This window comes from Siculibacillus lacustris, assembly GCF_004328075.1.
Taxonomy (GTDB): domain Bacteria; phylum Pseudomonadota; class Alphaproteobacteria; order Rhizobiales; family Ancalomicrobiaceae; genus Siculibacillus; species Siculibacillus lacustris.
In genome coordinates this window covers 139,593-158,355 of record NZ_SJFN01000003.1, presented here as the reverse complement: position 1 = coordinate 158,355, position 18,763 = coordinate 139,593, and the positions used below count along the sequence as shown (strand labels likewise).

At 70.2% G+C, this 18,763-nt stretch carries 14 protein-coding genes; 7 read left to right on the top strand and 7 right to left on the bottom strand.

Annotated elements, in window-relative coordinates:
* Nucleotides 1–40: 40 nt before the first annotated feature.
* From EYW49_RS03260 to EYW49_RS23365, 3 genes are read right to left on the bottom strand one after another with little or no spacing between them, the layout of a single operon-like run.
* Nucleotides 41–916, bottom strand: a complete 876-nt coding sequence (locus EYW49_RS03260) for a metal ABC transporter permease (protein ID WP_131306059.1) — start codon at nt 914–916, stop codon at nt 41–43.
* Between the two features lie 16 nt (nt 917–932).
* Nucleotides 933–1,676, bottom strand: a complete 744-nt coding sequence (locus tag EYW49_RS03255; RefSeq protein WP_131306056.1) for a metal ABC transporter ATP-binding protein — start codon at nt 1,674–1,676, stop codon at nt 933–935.
* 16 nt (nt 1,677–1,692) lie between these two features.
* A complete protein-coding gene (locus EYW49_RS23365; protein WP_228259447.1) occupies nt 1,693–2,010 on the bottom strand; it encodes a hypothetical protein in 318 nt (105 codons plus the stop codon).
* A gap of 119 nt (nt 2,011–2,129) precedes the next feature.
* Here EYW49_RS23365 and cowN point away from each other — a divergent pair, with 119 nt between their 5' ends.
* The 4 genes from cowN (at nt 2,130) to EYW49_RS03230 (ending at nt 5,179) form a co-directional block, all read left to right on the top strand.
* Entirely contained in the window at nt 2,130–2,435 is a 306-nt protein-coding gene (gene cowN / locus EYW49_RS03245; RefSeq protein ID WP_131306053.1) for a N(2)-fixation sustaining protein CowN, read from the top strand.
* 82 nt (nt 2,436–2,517) lie between these two features.
* The gene (hemH, locus tag EYW49_RS03240; RefSeq protein ID WP_131306050.1) at nt 2,518–3,564 is read left to right on the top strand and encodes a ferrochelatase; all 1,047 of its coding nucleotides are present in this window, start codon (nt 2,518–2,520) and stop codon (nt 3,562–3,564) included.
* A 129-nt stretch (nt 3,565–3,693) separates the two neighbouring features.
* Nucleotides 3,694–4,671, top strand: coding sequence for an SPFH domain-containing protein (locus tag EYW49_RS03235; RefSeq protein ID WP_228259444.1), 978 nt, complete (start codon nt 3,694–3,696; stop codon nt 4,669–4,671).
* Nucleotides 4,672–4,714: 43 nt separating this feature from the next.
* The gene (locus EYW49_RS03230) at nt 4,715–5,179 is read left to right on the top strand and encodes an NfeD family protein (RefSeq protein ID WP_131306047.1); all 465 of its coding nucleotides are present in this window, start codon (nt 4,715–4,717) and stop codon (nt 5,177–5,179) included.
* A 274-nt stretch (nt 5,180–5,453) separates the two neighbouring features.
* On the opposite strand, the gene EYW49_RS03225 is transcribed toward EYW49_RS03230, so the two are convergent.
* A complete protein-coding gene (locus EYW49_RS03225; RefSeq protein ID WP_131306044.1) occupies nt 5,454–6,422 on the bottom strand; it encodes a KpsF/GutQ family sugar-phosphate isomerase in 969 nt (322 codons plus the stop codon).
* A 281-nt stretch (nt 6,423–6,703) separates the two neighbouring features.
* Here EYW49_RS03225 and EYW49_RS03220 point away from each other — a divergent pair, with 281 nt between their 5' ends.
* Nucleotides 6,704–8,431: an outer membrane beta-barrel protein gene (locus tag EYW49_RS03220; RefSeq protein WP_131306041.1), complete on the top strand. Its 1,728-nt coding sequence runs from the start codon at nt 6,704–6,706 to the stop codon at nt 8,429–8,431.
* 38 nt (nt 8,432–8,469) lie between these two features.
* Here EYW49_RS03220 and galU read toward each other — a convergent pair whose 3' ends face one another.
* Nucleotides 8,470–9,351, bottom strand: coding sequence for a UTP--glucose-1-phosphate uridylyltransferase GalU (gene galU, locus EYW49_RS03215; RefSeq protein ID WP_206365369.1), 882 nt, complete (start codon nt 9,349–9,351; stop codon nt 8,470–8,472).
* Between the two features lie 314 nt (nt 9,352–9,665).
* Between galU and EYW49_RS03210 the strand changes: the two genes are divergently transcribed.
* Nucleotides 9,666–10,934 carry a lytic murein transglycosylase gene (locus EYW49_RS03210; RefSeq protein ID WP_131306039.1) on the top strand — a complete coding sequence of 423 codons (1,269 nt, stop codon included), beginning with the start codon at nt 9,666–9,668 and terminating at the stop codon, nt 10,932–10,934.
* Between the two features lie 52 nt (nt 10,935–10,986).
* Nucleotides 10,987–12,165, top strand: a complete 1,179-nt coding sequence (locus EYW49_RS03205) for an SGNH/GDSL hydrolase family protein (RefSeq protein WP_131306036.1) — start codon at nt 10,987–10,989, stop codon at nt 12,163–12,165.
* A gap of 76 nt (nt 12,166–12,241) precedes the next feature.
* On the opposite strand, the gene EYW49_RS03200 is transcribed toward EYW49_RS03205, so the two are convergent.
* Together EYW49_RS03200 and gltB are read right to left on the bottom strand one after the other, a co-directional pair.
* A complete protein-coding gene (locus tag EYW49_RS03200) occupies nt 12,242–13,660 on the bottom strand; it encodes a glutamate synthase subunit beta (RefSeq protein WP_131306033.1) in 1,419 nt (472 codons plus the stop codon).
* A 119-nt stretch (nt 13,661–13,779) separates the two neighbouring features.
* Nucleotides 13,780–18,525, bottom strand: a complete 4,746-nt coding sequence (gltB, locus tag EYW49_RS03195) for a glutamate synthase large subunit (RefSeq protein ID WP_131306031.1) — start codon at nt 18,523–18,525, stop codon at nt 13,780–13,782.
* Between the last annotated feature and the right edge of the window lie 238 nt (nt 18,526–18,763).

The following is an 18,763-nucleotide window of genomic DNA, read 5'->3' as shown; positions in this document are numbered from 1 at the left end:
CTCCGACGTTGGGGGAAGAACAGGACGTGAGATGCGGATGTCAGGCTTCGAGATGTCGCCGCCCGATCCGGGCGGCCAGCAGTCCGCGCCGACCGACGATCAGCGACAGAAGGTAGAAGGCGCCCGCCACCAGGATGATCGCCGGCCCGGCCGGCAGGCTCTGGTGGTAGGAGAGCAGCAGTCCGACGACCGCCGAACCGGCACCGATCGCCGCGGCGAGCCCGACCAATTGCGTGAGGTCGTCGGTCCACAATCGGGCGCTCGCCGCCGGCAGCATCATCATGCCGACCGCCAGCAGGGTGCCGAGCGCCAGGAAGCCGCCGACCAGATTGAGCACGACCAGCGCCATGAAGATCAGATGGACCGGCGCGCCGACCCGCCCGACCGAGCGCAGGAACACCGGATCGACCGATTCGAGCACCAGGGGCCGGAAGATCGCCGCCATGGCGAACAGCGTCAGCGTGGCGATCGCCGCGATCAGCACCAGCGCCGTGTCGTCGAGCGCCAGCACCGAGCCGAACAGCACGTGCAACAGGTCGACATTGGAGCCCTTGAGGGACACGATGGTCACACCCAGCGCCAGCGACAGCAGATAGAAGGCGGCGAGCGTGGTGTCTTCCTTGAGCACCGAGGCGCGCGCCACCGCCCCCGCCCCGACCGCCACCGTGACCCCGGCGACCAGTCCGCCGAAGGTCATCGCCGGCAGCGACAGTCCGGCCACCAGATAGCCGAGCGCCGCCCCGGGCAGGATCGCATGGGCCATCGCGTCGCCGGTCAGCGACATCCGCCGCAGCATCAGGAACACCCCGATCGGCGCCGCGGCGATCGCCAGCGCCACCGCCCCGACCAGGGCCCGGCGCATGAATTCGAATTCGGCGAAGGGCGCGATCACCAGATCGTGGAACAGAGCGAACATCGGGCGTCCTCGGGGGTCAGGCGGCGTCGCGGGCGCAGACCGGCGCGCCGGCATCGAAGGCTTCGATCATCCGCCGGGCGAGCGACAGATTGTCCGGGGTCACCACCGTCCCGGTGGCGCCCCAGGCGACCGGTTCGCGGGCGATCAGCAGCGCGTCGGGGAACACCCGGCGCACCATCGCGTGGTCGTGCAGCACCGCCACCACGGTGCGGCCCTCGGCGTGCCAGCGTTCCACCAGCACCAGGAGGTCCTCGACGGTGCGCCCGTCGACGGCGTTGAACGGTTCGTCGAGCAGGATCACCGCGGTGTCCTGCACCAGAAGGCGGGCGAACAGGGTGCGCTGCATCTGGCCGCCCGACAGGGTGCCGATCGGCCGCGTCTCGAAGCCTTCGAGCCCGACGGTTTCGAGCGCCGTGGCGATCGGCCCGGCGGCGCCGCGCCCGATGCCGCCGAAGGCTCCGACCCGCCGCCACAGGCCCATGGCGACGAAGTCCCACACGGTCACGGGGAAGCTGCGGTCGATCTCGGCGGTCTGTGGCAGATAGGCGATGTCGCGGCGATCGCAGCCGACGAAGCGCAGTGTCCCGCCGAGCGGCGGCAGCGCCCCGACGATGCCCTTGAGCAGCGTCGACTTGCCGGCGCCGTTGGGACCGATCACCGCGGTCAGCGTGCCCTGGGCGATGCGGCCGGAGAGATGGTGGACCGCCGGATGGCGGTCGTAGCCGAGCGTCAGATCGTCGAGTTCGATGGCGAGGGTCATGGCGCGCGTCTTTCGATCAGAGCCCGGAAATCGGTGTGGTCGCCCAGGCGACCGCCGCCCAGATCGCCGCCGCGGCGCCGCCGGCGATCGCCAGCCGCACGGCGAGCGAGGCGCGCAGCAGCGAGAACGGCACCGCCGCCGGCCGCGGCCGTGCGACGGGACCGTGCGCCGGACGATGCCCGTGGGCATGGTCATGAGCATGGGTATGGGCGTGATCGTGGCGAGCATGGCCGTGCTCGGCCCTTCCCGCCGCGCCTTGGACGGGCGGAGTCGGAGACTGAGTCGCGCGGGCGGCGACGAGGAACGGTTCGGAGAGGCGCGGGGCATCGGTCATGGCGAATGTTATAACGTAACACTTTCGCCCCGACAAGCCGTCCCGGCGGGATTGCCCGCGGCCGCGAACCCCGTATGATCGCCGCCCGCGCTGCCCCTCCTCCGTCCGAAAGCGATGCGATGTCCGTGCCGTCCCCCGCTGCCGCCCCCGACCGGTACGTCTCCTTCCGCGGCATCGACTTCGAAGCCAACATGACCGCAGTCCTCGGCCATCTGCGCCGCCTCGTCGCCGTCGACGGCGTGCCCGATCCGTTTTGGCAGCGCTTCGAGGAACGGCTCGCGGCGGCGGACGCCGGCACCACATCGATCGCCGACCGCCTGCTCTTGATGCATTCCCACGTCACTTACATGTCGGACCTGTTCGAGGATCGCGACGACGCCGAAGCGATCGCGGCGCTGGCCAAGCTCGAGCGCGAGTGTTTCTGAGCCGCGAGCGATCCGCCGCGCCTCGCGCGGCGTAGGACAGGGGCCGGCGGGACACCGTCGGCCGAACCGAACGAGCCCCGCGATGACGCCCTCCGAGACCGCCGCCCGCGCCGCCCGCCCTGCCGGCCACCCCGAGGTGGCGACCGGCCGGATCGGCGTGCTGATCGTCAATCTCGGCACGCCGGAAGCCACCGACTACTGGTCGATGCGGCGGTACCTGCGCGAATTCCTGTCCGACCGCCGGGTCGTCGACGTGCCGCGGCTGATCTGGTGGCCGCTGCTCAATCTGGTGATCCTCACCACCCGGCCGGGCCGCAAGGGTCGCGACTACGACACCATATGGAACCACGAACTCGGCGAAGGCCCGCTCAAGACGATCACCCGATCCCAGGCCGCGCACCTCGGCGAGCGCCTCGCCGGTCTCTCCGACCGCATCGTCGTCGACTGGGCGATGCGCTACGGCCGCCCGACCATCGCCGACCGCATCGCGGCGCTGCTCGCCCAGGGCTGCGAGCGCATCCTGCTGGTGCCGCTCTATCCGCAATATGCCGCCGCGACCTCGGCGACCGTGGCCGATGCCGCCTTCGATGCCCTGAAGGCGATGCGCCGCCAGCCGGCCCTGCGCGTCGCCCCGCCGTGGTACGACGATCCGACCTACATCGACCGCCTCGCCGCCGACCTCACGGCCGCGATCGCCGCCGCCGACCACGAGCCCGAGGTGATCCTCGCCTCGTTCCACGGCATCCCCAAGCGCTTCCTCGACGCCGGCGATCCGTATTTCTGCCACTGCGCCAAGACCGTGCGGCTGCTGCGCGAGGCGACCGGGCTCGGCGACCGCCTGCGCATGACCTTCCAGTCGCGCTTCGGCCGTGAACCGTGGTTGCAGCCCTATACCGACGAGACCATCGTCGCGCTGGCCCGCTCCGGCGTGCGGCGGCTGATGGTGATCGCACCCGGCTTCGTCGCCGATTGCCTCGAGACCCTCGAGGAACTCGGCCACGAGAACCGCGCGGCCTTCCTCGCCGCCGGCGGTGAGGACTTCCAGTTGGTGCCCTGTTTCAACGATTCGCCCCGCGGCCTCGACGTTCTCGAGGCGGTGGTGACCCGAGAACTCGCCGGCTGGGTCTGAAACGTCGTCGCACCACGAAGTCTTCCCGCCGTTTCCGTCGCGCTTCGGTCATGATGGTTGCGCAGATTCGCGCCCGCCGATCGACGGGCGAATCCGCACCGCCGCGTGCGGCACGGGTGGGAGAGTGCGATGAACGGATTCATGCTGACGGGTTTCGACATGGTGGTGATCGCCTTCGTGGCGATCGTCGTGCTGGTGTTCTTCGCCGGCGTCAAACAGGTCCCGCAGGGCTACAACTGGACGGTCGAGCGCTTCGGCCGCTACACCCGCACCCTCAAGCCCGGCCTCAACGTCATCACCCCCTTCATCGAGGTGATCGGCGCCAAGCTGTCGGTGATGGAACAAGTCCTGCCGGTGCCCGACCAGGAGGTCATCACCAAGGACAATGCCAATGTGAAGGTCGACGGCATCGCCTTCTATCAGATCCTCGACGTCGCCAAGGCGGCCTACGAGGTGCAGAATCTGGAACTGGCGATCCTCAACCTGACCATGACCAACATCCGTACGGTCATGGGCTCGATGGATCTCGACCAGCTGCTGAGCCATCGCGACGCCATCAACACCCAGTTGCTGCACGTCGTCGACAGCGCCACCTCCGCCTGGGGCGTCAAGGCCACCCGCATCGAGATCAAGGACATCCTGCCGCCGGCCGACTTGGTCGCCTCGATGGGCCGCCAGATGAAGGCCGAGCGCGACAAGCGCGCCGCCATCCTCGAATCGGAGGGCCTGCGCCAGTCGGAGATCCTCAAGGCCGAGGGCCAGAAGCAGGCGCTGATCCTGGAAGCCGAAGGCCGCCGCGAGGCTGCCTTCCGCGACGCCGAGGCCCGCGAACGCGGGGCCGAGGCCGAGGCCAAGGCGACCGAGGTTGTGTCCAAGGCGATCGCCGCCGGCGACGTCCAGGCGATCAACTACTTCGTCGCCCAGAAATACGTCGAGGCCCTGAAGAGCCTCGCCTCGGCGCCGAACCAGAAAGTCCTGATGCTGCCGATCGACGCGACCTCGCTGCTCGGCTCGATCGCCGGCATCGCCGAGATCGCCAAGGCGTCCTTCTCCGACTCCGCCGATCAGCAGCGCCGTCGCCCCGGCGTGCCCGACACGCGCGGGTGAGTGACGTCGACGCGCGCCCGAACCGGAATCTCGAGGTCCGACCATGATCGACACCATCGCCGAACTGTTCGTCCGCTACGGAGCCTGGAGCTGGTGGCTCCTCGGCTTCCTGCTGCTCGGGCTCGAATTGGCGATGCCGGGCTTCGTGCTGCTGTGGTTCGGCGTCGCCGCGCTGGTGGTCGGCGTGCTCGCCCTGACCGTCCACTGGTCGATCCAGACGCTCGCCCTGATCTGGGCGGCGACCTCGATCGTCCTGTTGGTCGCCGGCCGGACCTGGTTCCGCCGGACGGCGCCGCAGGCCACCGACGATCCCCTCCTCAACGATCGCGGCGGGCGGCTGGTCGGGCGGATCTTCACCCTCGCCGAACCGCTCGGGGAGAACGGCGGGCATCTGGCGATCGACGACGGCATGTGGCGGATCACCGGCCCGCTGCTGCCGGCCGGCACCCGGGTCGTGGTCCGCGCCGTCGACGGCAATCTGTTGATCGTCGAAGCCGCTCCCGACTGACGCGACGCCCGACCGGGCGTCGCCGCTCTGGCAGGGCAATTGCAGTCGGATTTCGTCGAAACTCACGTCCTGCCGGCCGGTCGCACCCCCGCCTCGGCGGTCGTCCCCGGCGAGCCCGCAGGGCGAGGGAAGGGGACCCAGAGGCCACACGGGAAAAGCCGAAGGCACACCGGCCCAAGTCCTGGATCCCCTTTCCCCTCCGCCGGCAGGCCGGCTCCGGCCGGGGATGACGGCCGAGGATCGGGCCGGCTCATGGCCGACCGGGCGGCGTCCCTCAGGCGACGCCGACGCGGAGCAGGTCGTGGACGTGGACGATGCCGACCGGGCGGCCGGCGTCGAGCACGAACAGCGCGGTGATCGACGCGACGTTGAGGGTCTCGATCACCCGCCCGAGCAGGATCTCCGGCCGCGTCGTCTTCGGATTGCGGGTCATCACCGCGTCGACGGTCAGGGCGAGCAGCCCGTCGGAGAGGTGGCGGCGCAGATCGCCGTCGGTGACGATGCCGATCAGCAACCCGGTGTCGTCGATCACCCCGACGCAACCGAAGCCCTTGCGCGACATCGCGACGATCGCCTCCTTCATCGACGTGCCGCTCGCCACCAGCGGCAGCGAGTCGCCGACGTGCATCACGTCGCGCACCATGCGCAGGCTCGCCCCGAGCTTGCCGCCGGGGTGGAAGATGCGGAAGTCCTGGGCGGTGAAGCCGCGGCCCTCCAGCAGGGCGATGGCGATGGCGTCGCCGAGCGCCAGTTGCAAGAGCGTCGAGGTGGTCGGCGCCAGTCCGTGCGGACAGGCCTCCTCGACCCGCGGCAGTTCCATCACCACGTCGGCGGCGCGCCCCAGCGCCGAAGCCGCATTCGAGGTGATCGCCAGCAGCGGCACCCGGAAGCGCCCGGCGAAGGCGATGATCGCCGCCAATTCGGTCGATTCACCCGACCACGAGGCGGCGAGGATCACGTCGTCGGGGGTGATCATGCCGAGATCGCCATGGCCGGCCTCGGCCGGGTGGACGAAATAGGCCGGCGTGCCGGTCGAGGCCAGCGTCGCGGCGATCTTGCGGCAGACGTGGCCGCTCTTGCCCATGCCGGTGACGATCACCCGCGCCCGCGCCGCCGCCATGGTCTCGACCGCCGCCGTCACCGCGGCGCCGAGCGCCCCGTCGAGGGCCGCGGCGAGCGCCCGCATGCCTTCGGTTTCGGTGTCGATCGCGCGACGGACGGAGGAGAGCGCTGGGGAGGTCATCGGCGAGGTCCGGACGAGGAAGAGGCACGGCCGCCGGATCGGCGGCGTCGACGGCGGCTCCATAGCACGAATCGGCGCGCCGCCCACCGCGTCGGACGCGCAGGGGCGCCGCACCCGCCGCAGGGCGACGGCGCCGCCCCGCCCCCCGGCCGGTTCTCGCCGCCGCGGGATCCGCCGCGTCTCGGCCCCTCGGGGTGCGGCTAACCAAGCCTTAACCATGACCCTTTACCTTTCGGCAAGACTCCGGCCGCGGGCCACCGCCGGAGGAGCCCCGAGGATCCATGCCGCGTCGTCCGCACGCCCCCGCGTCCCCGTCGATCCGCCGTCGCGCCCTCGGCCGCCGGTCGACGCCGCATGCCCTCGTGCCGTCGCTCGCCGCCGCCGCTCTGCTGTTCGCCGCCGGCCTCGCCCTCGCCCAGACCGCCGGCGACCCGACGCGCCCGCCCTGGCGGACCGGCGGTTTGCGCGGCAATCTCGAGGACACCGGCGCGACCCCCTCGCCCTTCGACGAGACCGGGCGCGCCGCCGCGCCGACCCGGCCGCGCGCCGCCGTCGACACCGAGACCCTCGACGCCACCGATCCGCCGCCGCTCGAATCCATCCCGCCGACCCCCGGCACCGCCCCCGCGACGCCCGGCGCGGCCGGTGCCCCGGCCGCCGGCGCTGCGGCCACCCCCTTGCCGACCCCGGCGCCGGGTCGTCCCGCGACCCGCACCACCGGCGCGGCCCCCACGCCGCTGCGGGCCAAAGGCCCGGTCGATCCCCAGCCGCGCAGCCCCTCGGTGCCGGACGGCGGCCCGGCGATCGCCGCGCCGGCGACCGAACCGGTGCCCCGCGATGCGCTTTCCACCTTGCGCCAGGAGATCGAGCCGGCCGACGAGGGCCTCGAGCCGCTCGGCCTGCGCACCGGCTCGTTCCTGTGGCTGCCGGCGCTGGAGCTCTCGGCCGGCCGCACCACCAACGTCGCCGGCAAACACGCCGGACCCGGCGCCACCCTGTGGCAGGTCTCGCCGGAACTCCTCGGCCGCTCCGACTGGTCGCGCCACGACCTGCGCTTCGAATTGCGCGGCAGCCGCCTCGTCGACGCCGACGATCACGATTACGACCGCCCGTCGTTCCGCGCCGCGCTGCGCGGCCGCATCGATCTCGGCGAGGAGATGCGCGTCGACGTCGGCGCCGGTTGGTCGCGCGAACGCCAGACCGCCGCCAAATCCGACGATCCGACCTCGACCGCGGTCGGCGCCGATCTCGCCACCCGCACCGCCACCCTGGGATTGACCCGCGACATCGGCCTCGTGGCGCTCACCCTGCGCGGCGACGTCGAACGCGCCGACTACTCCGGGGGCCTCACCACCGGCGGCACCCCGCTCGGCTCGGAGGCGCAGAACAACACCCGCTGGACCGGCGCCCTGCGCGCCACCCTCGGCCCGACGGGCGGCCTCCGGCCCTTCGTCGAGGTGCGCTCGACCCGCCGGACCTACGACGAGGCGGTGGTCTCGGGCTCGCCGCGCGACGCCACCGGCCGCGCCGGCGTGGTCGGCGTGGTCGCCGATCTCGGCCCGATGCTGCGCGGCGAACTCGCCACCGGCTGGGGCTCGGAACGCCCCGATCACGGATCACTGCCGCAGATGGCCGGCTGGCTGCTCGACGGATCGCTGATCTGGTCGCCCGATCGCCTGACCTCGGTCAAGCTCGAGGCCAAGACCGCCTTCGAGCCGACCACGCTGGCCGCGGCGACCGGCTCGCTCGCCCGCACCGTGGCGGTCACCGTCGAGCGCTCGCTGCGTCGCGACCTGGTGGCGAGCCTCGGGGCGAGCCTCACCACCCGCGGCTTCGTCGGATTGAACCGCGAGGAGCGCGACGTGATTCTGTCGAGCGGCCTGACCTGGAAGGTCGACCGCAATCTCCAGACCTTCGTGAAGGGGTCGTTCGAGCGATTCTCCGGCTCGCTCGCCGACGTCGGCTACGACACCGCCGTCGTCATGGTCGGCGTCCGCCTGCAACGCTGACCCCGGCCGCACCGCGAGGCACGGCCGGGTCGCGCGGCTCAGATCGCGTCGAGGATGTGGGCGATCTCGGCGCGGAACTCGTCGGCGAGTTCCGCGTGTTCCATGCCATAGGCGACGTTGGCGGCGAGGAAGCCGACCTTGGAGCCGCAGTCGTAGGTCTTGCCGTCGAAGGTGGCGCCCCAGAAGGCGTCGCGATCGAGCAGCTTGAGCATCGAGTCGGTCAGCTGAATCTCGTTGCCGGCGCCGCGTTCCTGGGCGGCGAGCAGATCGAAGATCGCCGGCTGCAGGATGTAGCGGCCGTTGATGAAGAAGTTCGACGGCGCCGTGCCCGGCTTCGGCTTCTCGACCATCGAGGTGATCCGGAAGGCGTTGCCGCGGCTCTCGCCGACCCCAACGATCCCGTATTGATGGGCCTGTTCGGGCGCGCATTCCTCGACCGCCACGACGTTGCCGCCGGTCTGTTCGTAGACGTCGACCATCTGGGCGAGACAGCTCTTGATGCGGCCCTTCATGATCATGTCGGGCAGCAGTACCGCGAAGGGCTCGTCGCCGACCAGTTCGCGCGCACACCACACGGCGTGGCCGAGGCCGAGCGGCTCCTGCTGGCGGGTGAAGCTGGTGGTGCCGGCGTCCGGCCGCTGGGCCGCGAGGATCTCGAGTTCCTTGGTCTTGCCGCGCGCCTTCAGCGTCGCTTCGAGCTCGAAGGCGATGTCGAAATGGTCTTCGATGACGCCCTTGTTGCGGCCGGTGACGAAGATCAGGTGTTCGATCCCCGCCTCGCGGGCCTCGTCGACCACGTACTGCAGGACCGGCTTGTCGACGACGGTCAACATTTCCTTCGGCATCGCCTTGGTGGCGGGGAGGAAGCGGGTGCCGAGACCGGCGACGGGGAAGACGGCTTTGCGGATCTTTTTCGTCATGTCGATGGCTGTCCCTGTTGAAACGCGAGGCGACGGGGTCCGACCGGCGGAGTGGGGTTCATCGGTAGTCGATCGGTTCCACTGCGACAAGCCCTGCCGTGGCGCACCCGATCGGCCGGTCGATCGATGGCCGAACCCATCAGGGATACTACTTCCGTCGAACGCCTCCGTCACCCCGATCGGTGCCACTTCAGTCCGTCGTTAAGGCGACGTTAAGGCGGGATTAACCATGATTTCCCCGAAGCGGGAGGGACCGGGCGACCGGCCGCCGCGGCCCGGCACGCCGCCACGGCCGCGCAGAGGAGGAGAGACCCATGACGCCGACACCGACGCAGCCGCGCCGGCGCGGTCCGACGCCCGACCGGCGCCGCTTTCTGGCGCTCGTCGCCGGAACCGCTCTGACGACCGCCGGACTGCCGGCTCTCGCCCAGGTCTCCGATCTGACCTTTCCCGACTGGGTCCGCGTCTTTCGCCCGCGGGCGCTCGCCAAGGGCGTCTCGGCGGCGACCTACGACCGGGTGATGGCGGCGATCGAACCGGACACCTCGGTCTACAAGTCCGATCAGGCCCAGCCGGAGGTCCAGGAGCCGATCTGGCGCTACATCGACAAGCGCACCAACGAATGGAACGTCGACACCGGGCGCAAGCGGATCCGCGAATACGACGAGCTGTGGACCCGCCTCGAGCGCGTCTACGGCGTCGATCGCCACATCCTGTGCGCCCTGTGGGGCCTGGAGACCTCGTTCGGCGATCTGGTGGTGACGCCGAAGTACAATCGCCCGGTGATGCCCTGCCTCGCCGCCCTGGCCTGGGGCGATCCGCGCCGGCGCAGCTATTGGGAAGCGGAACTGATCAACGCGCTGATCATCATCGACCGCGGTTGGGCCGAACCGGCCGAGATGATCGGCTCCTGGGCCGGCGCCATGGGCCACACCCAATGGATGCCCGAGGTTTGGCTCGCCATGGGCGTCGACTTCGACGGCGACGGCCGCGTCTCGCCCTTCGGTCGCCCCGACGACAGCCTCGCCGGCACCGCCCGCTATCTGGTCGAACGCGGCAAATACCGCCGCGGCGAGGCCTGGGGTTACGAGATCTCGCTCGCCCCCGGTTTCGACGTCGGCCTCGCCGATGGTCACACCCAGCGCCCTCTGCGCGACTGGCAGGCGCGCGGCGTCTCGCGCGCCAACGGCCAGCCGTTCCCGCGCCTGGAGGATGCCGCCCGCCTGTCGCTGCCGGCCGGCGCCAACGGGCCGGCCTTCGCCCTCCTCCAGAACTTCCAAGCGGTGAAGTCCTACAATCCCTCCTACAAATATGCGCTGGCGATCTGCCACCTCGCCGATCGGCTGCGCGGCGGCGGTCCCTTCATCCACCCCTGGCCGACCGAGGAGCGCCTGCTGTCGCTCGCCGAGACCCAGGAGATGCAGGAGCGCCTGACCGCGCTCGGTTACGACACCGGCGGCGTCGACGGCCGCTTCGGCGAGAAGACCCGAGGAGCGATCCAGGCCTGGCAGAAGGCCACCGGCATGGCGCCGCCCGACGGTTACCCCTCCGACAAGGTTCTCGAGCGGCTGCGCGGGAGCTAGACTGGGGCACGCCGACGCGCCGCGCCGGCCCCCGCACCGGTAGGACCTCGCGATGCGCCGTCTGTCGATCCCGCTGTTCGGCCTGCTCGCGGCGGCGATGCTCGCCCTGACGCCGGTCCCGGCGGCCGCCCAGAACGACCCGATCGGCGGCTTCTTCCGCATGTTGTTCGGCGCGCCCCCGCAGCGCGCCGCGCCGCCGCCGGCGGCCGTCGAGCCGCCGCGCAAGGTGCGCCCGCCCGAACCCAAGATCGTCGAGATCCCCAAGAATTCCGACGCCCAGGTGATCGCGGTGATCGGCGACGTCCAGGCCCAGGGCCTCGCCTTCGGCCTGCAGATGGCCTTCGCCGACGAGCCCTCGCTGGTGGTGGTCGCCAAGGCCCGCGCCTCGGCCGGCCTGATTCGCGACGGCGACGCCGACTGGACCCAGGCGGCGACCAAGATCATCGCCGACACCAAGGCCGACTTCGTCGTCACCATGATCGGCGTCAACGACTGGCAGCCGTTCCCGGTCCCCGGTGCCAAGCCCTTCGACATGGCCACCGACGACTGGAAGCGCCTCTACGGCGAACGCCTCGACCGCTACGTCGCCGTACTCAAGGCCAGCGGCAAACCCTTCTGGTGGGTCGGCCTGCCGCCGACCGCCGATCCCGACCTCAAACCGACGGCGCGGGCCAACTACGCCGCCTTCCTGTCGGGTCTCAACGACCTCGCCCGCCCCCGCGTCCAGGCGGCCGGCGGCACCTTCGTCGACATCTGGAACGCCTTCACCGACGAAGAGGGCCACTACACCGCCAACGGCCCCGACGTCGACGGCCAGGTCAAGCGCTTGCGCGCCTCCGACGGCATCCTGTTCACCCGCGCCGGCCAGCGCAAACTCGCCTTCTTCGTCGAGGAGGGGATCCGCAAGGTGATGCGCGGCGACACCCCGACCACCGCCCCGGCGGTGCCCGAGGAGACGGTGGTGGCGCCCAAGCCCGAGGAGGCGATCGTCGCCGGCCCGCCGCCCTTGCCGCCGGCCCCCTGGAGCCTGATCGGCCCGGTCCTGCCGCTCGGCGACGCCGCCCCCGACGCGCCGGTCACCCTGGCCGGCGGCCCCGATCGGAAACCGCGCGCCGAACTGCCCGGCGGCTTCCCCGTCGCCGCCTCGCCGGGCTGGCGGCGGCTGGTCGAGGGCCTGCCGATCGACGGCCCGCCCGGCCGCGTCGACGACATCGTCCGCCGCACGCCCTGAGCGCCGAGCCCCGCGCAGAAACGCCGACGGCGCGCCCCGCGAGGGACGCGCCGCCGAAGTTCGATCGTAATTCGTCTCAGCGCGGCAGCAGGGTCTTGCCCATCAGCGCCAGATCGATGGCGCGCGCCGCCTGCCGACCTTCGCGGATCGCCCACACCACCAGGCTCTGGCCGCGCCGCATGTCGCCGGCCGCCCACACCTTGGGGATCGAGGTGCGATAGTCGTCCTCGTTGGCCTTGACGTTGCCGCGACCGTCGGTCTCGACGCCGAGGGCGGCGATCATGCCCTCGTGCACCGGCGAGACGAAGCCCATGGCGAGCAGCACCAGATCGGCGCGCAGCACCTGCTCGGTGCCCGGCACCGGCTGGAAGCGCCCGTCGACTTCCGTCACCCGCACTTCCTTGACCCGCCCGTCGGCACCGTCGAAACGCACCGCGGTGGTCGCGAAGCGGCGCTCGGCGCCCTCCTCGTGCGACGACGAGGTCCTGAGCTTCAGCGGCCAGTTCGGCCAAGTGGTCAGCTTGTCCTCCTTCTCGGGGGGACGCGGCATGATCTCGAGCTGGGTCACGCTGAGCGCGCCCTGGCGCACCGAGGTGCCGATGCAGTCCGAGCCGGTGTCGCCGCCGCCGATCACCACCACGTGCTTGCCGGTCGCCAGAATCGGCGCGACGTCGCCGAGCGGCTCGTCGGAGACCCGCCGGTTCTGCTGCGGCAGGAACTCCATGGCGAAATGCACGCCCGACAGCTCGCGCCCCGGCACCGGCAGATCGCGCGGCTTCTCCGAACCGCCCGACAGCAGCACCGCGTCGTGGTCGGCCTGCAGCGTCTCGACCGCCACGTCGCGGCCGATCATCACCCCGAAGTGGAACACGACGCCCTCGGCGACCAGCTGTTGGACGCGCCGTTCGACCACGCCCTTGTCGAGCTTGAAGTCGGGGATGCCGTAGCGCAGCAGGCCGCCGGCCTTCAGGTTCTTCTCGTAGACGTGGACCTCGTGGCCGACGCGGGCGAGCTGCTGCGCCGCCGCGAGCCCCGCCGGGCCGGCGCCGACCACCGCCACCTTCTTGCCGGTGCGCACCTTGGCGATCTCCGGCGCGAGCCAGCCGTTCTCCCAGGCCCGCTCGACGATGGTGCTCTCGATCGTCTTGATCGTCACCGGCGAGTCGAACAGGTTGAGGGTGCAGGCCGCCTCGCACGGCGCCGGACAGATCTTGCCGGTGAAGTCCGGGAAGTTGTTGGTCGAATGCAGGTTGCGCGAGGCCTGCTCGTAGTCGCCGTTGTAGACGAGGTCGTTCCAGTCCGGGATCTGGTTGTTCACCGGACAGCCGCGGTGGCAATAGGGAATACCGCAGTCCATGCAGCGTGCGCCCTGGCGCTCCACGTCGACGTCGCTCAGCGGCAGCGTGAATTCGCCGTAGTGGCGAACCCGGTCGCCTGCCGGCTGATACTTGAGTTCCTGCCGGTCGAACTCGAGGAAACCGGTGACCTTGCCCATTTCGCGCTCCGTTCGTCTGCCCTGACTTCCACCGGCGGCCGCGCCGGGCGTTCTCGCCCGCGCCGACCCGGCCGGTGGGTCGCAAGTCCCCTTCGATCCGCCGCCTCAGCGGCGGCGCGTCACTCCGCCGCCTGGCGCTGCGTCTTCATCGCCTCGAGCGCCTTGCGGTACTCGACCGGCATGACCTTGACGAACTTCGGCCGGAACAGCTCCCAGTGCTCCAGGATCTCCTTGGCCCGGGCCGAACCGGTCCAGTGGAGATGGCTGGAGATCAGCTGCCACAGCCGCTCGTCGTCGTGGCGGGTCATGTCGCCGGTGATGTCGACCCGTCCCTTGAAGTCGAGGTCGCCGCCGTGGTGGTGGAGCTTCTCGAGCAGGATGTCCTCTTCCGGAACCGGCTCGAGATCGACCATCGCCAGATTGACGCGCTTGCCGAAGGTGCCGTCCTCGTCGAGCACATAGGCGATGCCGCCCGACATGCCGGCGCCGAAGTTGCGGCCCGTCGACCCGAGCACCACCACGATGCCGCCGGTCATGTATTCGCAGCCGTGGTCGCCCACGCCTTCGACCACCGCGATCGCTCCGGAGTTGCGCACCGCGAAGCGCTCGCCGGCGAGGCCGCGGAAGTAGCACTCGCCCTCGATCGCCCCGTAGAGCACGGTGTTGCCGACGATGATCGAGGTCTCCGGAACGATCTTCGACTTGGGGTTCGGCTTGACCACCAGGCGACCGCCCGACAGGCCCTTGCCGACGTAGTCGTTGGCGTCGCCGATCAGCTCCAGCGTCACGCCGCGCGCCGCCCAGGCCCCGAAGGACTGACCCGCCGTGCCGGTGAGGGTCACGTGGATGGTGTCCTCGGGCAGGCCGGCATGGCCGAAGCGCTTGGCCACCTCGCCCGACAGCATCGCGCCGACCGAGCGGTTGACGTTGATCACGTCGGCTTCGATCCGCACCGGCTGGCGATGATCGAGCGCCGGCCCGGCCTCGGCGATCAGCCGGCGGTCGAGCACGTCGTGGATCGGATGCGCTTGGGCCGCGGTGTTGCGGATCTGGTCCGGCGCCGCCTTGGGGCTGTGGAACAGCCGGGTGAAGTCGAGACCCTTGGCCTTCCAATGCTCGATCGACCCGCGCTTGTCGAGGAGATCGGAGCGCCCGGTCGCCTCGTCGAGGCGCCTGAAGCCGAGCGCCGCGAGATGGCGCCGGACCTCTTCGGCGACGAAGAAGAAGTAGTTGATGACGTGCTCGGGCAGGCCGACGAAGCGCTTCCGGAGCACCGGATCCTGGGTGGCGATGCCGACCGGGCAGGTGTTGAGGTGGCACTTGCGCATCATCAGGCAGCCGGCGGCGATCAGCGGCGCGGTGGCGAAGCCGAAGCCGTCGGCGCCGAGCAGCGCCCCGATGATCACGTCGCGGCCGGTCCGCACCCCCCCGTCGACCTGGAGAACGACGCGCGAGCGCAGGCCGTTGACCACCAGCGTCTGCTGAGTCTCGGCGAGCCCGATCTCCCAAGGGCTGCCGGCGTGCTTGATCGAGGTCAGCGGGGAGGCACCCGTGCCGCCCTCGAAGCCCGATATGGTGATGTGGTCGGCGCGCGCCTTGGCGACGCCGGCGGCGACGGTGCCGACGCCGACTTCCGAGACCAGCTTGACCGACACTTCCGCGGTCGGGTTGACGTTCTTCAGGTCGAAGATCAGCTGCGCCAGATCCTCGATCGAATAGATGTCGTGGTGCGGCGGCGGCGAGATCAGCTGCACGCCGGGGGTGGCGTGGCGGACCTTGCCGATCACCGCGTCGACCTTGTGGCCGGGCAGCTGACCGCCTTCGCCGGGCTTGGCCCCTTGCGCCATCTTGATCTGCATCTGGTCGGAGTTGACCAGATATTCGGTGGTCACGCCGAAGCGGCCCGAGGCCACCTGCTTGATCGCCGACCGCAGGGAATCGCCGTTGGCGAGCGGCACGAAGCGATCGGCCTCTTCGCCGCCCTCACCGGTGTTCGAGCGCCCGCCGATGCGGTTCATGGCGATCGCCAGAGTGGTGTGGGCCTCGCGCGAGATCGAGCCGTAGGACATCGCGCCGGTGGCGAAGCGATGGACGATCGACGCCGCCGATTCGACCTCGTCGAGCGGCACCGGGGTACGCCCGTCCTCTTCCGCGGTCTTGATCCGGAACAGGCCGCGGATGGTGGTCAGCCGCTCGTTCTGGGCGTCGATGACCGCCGAGAACTCCTTCTGGAAGGTCGCGAAATCGTTGGTGCGCACCGAATGCTGGAGGCCGGCGACCACGCCGGGACCCCAGACATGGGCCTCGCCGCGCAGCCGGAAGGCATATTCGCCGCCGACGTCGAGCGCGCCGGTCAACACCGGATCGTCGCCGAAGGCCGACTTGTGGCGCTCCACCGTCTCGCGGGCGATCTGCTCCAGGCCGATGCCCTCGATCTTGGTGGCGGTGCCGAAGAAATAGGTCTTCACGAAGCTCGACTTGAGGCCGACCGCGTCGAAGATCTGGGCGCCGCAATAGGACTGGTAGGTCGAGATGCCCATCTTGGACATGACCTTGAGCAGACCCTTGCCGATCGACTTGATGTAGCGATAGACGATCTCGTGGGCGTCGACGTTCTCCGGGAACTGCGGCTTCATCGCGATCAGCGTGTCGAAGGCCAGATAGGGGTTGATCGCCTCGGCGCCGTAGCCGGCGAGCAGCGCGAAGTGATGGACCTCGCGCGGTTCGCCCGATTCCACCACCAGACCTGCGCGGGTCCGCAGACCCTTGCGGATCAGGTGATGATGCACCGCGGCGGTGGCCAGCAGCGCCGGAATGCCGATGCGCTCGCGCCCGACCATGCGGTCGGACAGCACGATGATGTTGTAGATCTGGCCCTTGGCCGACAGCCGCACCGCGGCCTCGGCCTGCACGCAGATCGCATCGAGCGCCGGCCCCATGCCGGCCGGGCCGTTGGCCGCCGGATAGGTGACGTCGATGGTGATCGACTTGAAGCCCGATTCCTCGACGTCGCCGATCGTCCGGATCTTCTCCAGGTCCTCGTTGGTGAGGATCGGCTGGCGCACTTCCAGACGCTTCTGGGCTTCCGAGCCCTCGAGGTCGAACAGGTTCGGCCGCGGCCCGATGAACGAGACGAGGCTCATCACCAGTTCTTCGCGGATCGGATCGATCGGCGGGTTGGTGACCTGGGCGAAGTTCTGCTTGAAGTAGGTGTAGAGCAGCTTCGACTTGTCCGAGAGCACGCTGATCGGCGTGTCGGTGCCCATCGAGCCGATCGCTTCCTGACCGGTGGTGGCCATCGGCGACAGCAGGATCTTGAGGTCTTCCTGGGTGTAGCCGAAAGCCTGCTGCAGATCGAGCAGGCTCTCCATGGTCTTGGGCGCGCGCGCCGGCACTTCCGGCAGATCCTCGAGCACCAGCTGCGTGTCGTCGATCCACTCGGCATAAGGGTGCGCCGTGGCGATGGTGTGCTTGATCTCGTCGTCGGAGACGATCCGTCCTGCCTCGAGATCGATCAGCAGCATCTTGCCCGGCTGCAGCCGCAGCTTGGCGACGATCTTCTCCTCGGGAATCGGCAGCGTGCCGGCTTCCGACGCCAGGATCACCCGGTCGTCGTCGGTGAGGATGTAGCGCGCCGGACGCAGGCCGTTGCGGTCGAGGGTGGCGCCGATCTGGCGACCGTCGGTGAAGCACACCGCCGCCGGCCCGTCCCACGGCTCCATGATCGCCGCATGGTACTCGTAGAAGGCCTTGCGTTCGTCGTCCATCACCTGGTTGCCGGCCCAGGCCTCGGGGATCAGAGTCATCATCGCGTGGGCCAGCGAGTAGCCGCCGCGCATCAGGAACTCGAGCGCGTTGTCGAAACAGGCGGTGTCCGACTGACCCTCGTAGGAGATCGGCCAGATCTTCGAGATGTCCTCGCCGAGCACCCGCGAGGTGGTCGTCGCCTGGCGGGCGTACATCCAGTTGACGTTGCCGCGCAGGGTGTTGATCTCGCCGTTGTGGGCGACCATGCGGTAGGGATGGGCCAGCTTCCACGACGGGAAGGTGTTGGTCGAGAAGCGCTGATGGACCAGCGCCAGCGCCGACTCGAACCGGTCGTCGTGCAGGTCGTGGTAATAGGCGGCGACCTGATAGCTCAGGAACATGCCCTTGTAGACGATCGTCCGCGACGAGAACGACACCGGGTAGAACCAGTCCTGGTTGCGCTTGGTGGCGCCGTTCCAGTCGGCCTCGTAGACGTCGCCCGACAGCACCTTGCGGGCGATGTAGAGGTGACGCTCGAGCTCGTCCTGGTCGGCCGCGGTCGGGCAGGACACGAACAGCTGCCGATGCAGCGGCTCGGTCGCCTTGACGCCGTCGGAGAGCTTGGAATTGTCGACCGGCACGTCGCGCCAGCCGAGCACCACCAGACCCTCGGCCTTGACCGCGCGCTCGACGATCTCCACCGAACGGACCCGTTCGGCCTCGTCGCGCGGCAGGAAGAACTGGCCGATACCGTAGGTTCCGGCCGCCGGCAGGGTGAAGCCGAGCGACGCGCATTCTTCCGCGAAGAAGCGATGGGGGATCTGCACCAGGATGCCGGCGCCGTCGCCCATCAGCGGATCGGCCCCGACCGCGCCGCGATGCTCGAGGTTCTCGAGCACGTAGAGGGCGTCCTTGACGATGGCGTGGCTCTTGCGACCCTTGATGTCGGCGACGAAGCCGACGCCGCAGGCGTCGCGCGTCTCGGCCGGATCGAACATGCCCTGCGCTTCGGGAAGGCCCGAAGGCCCGACAACGGCCGTCGCCGAGGGAACCGCCGCGGCGATCGAAACCTCGGGGGCGAGAGAGCTCAGGGAGCCTTCCGACGCGATCCGTTCCATGGATCCATTCCTCGCGTTGCAGCGCCTCGCGGCGCGACCTGACGTCAAGTGCCGCGGCCCCCGTCCCCCCACCCGGTCCCGTCGGACGGGTGGGCGAGCGTCGGCGAAGGTCGCGGGCCGGGCGTTCCGGGGCCTCCCGCAGGGCAAGGTCCGGGCCGCGGGCGGCGCAAGGCGCACGCAACGGGCACCGAGCCCGTCCCCCGAGGACGAACTCCGGAGGGAAAACCGCGGAAATCCG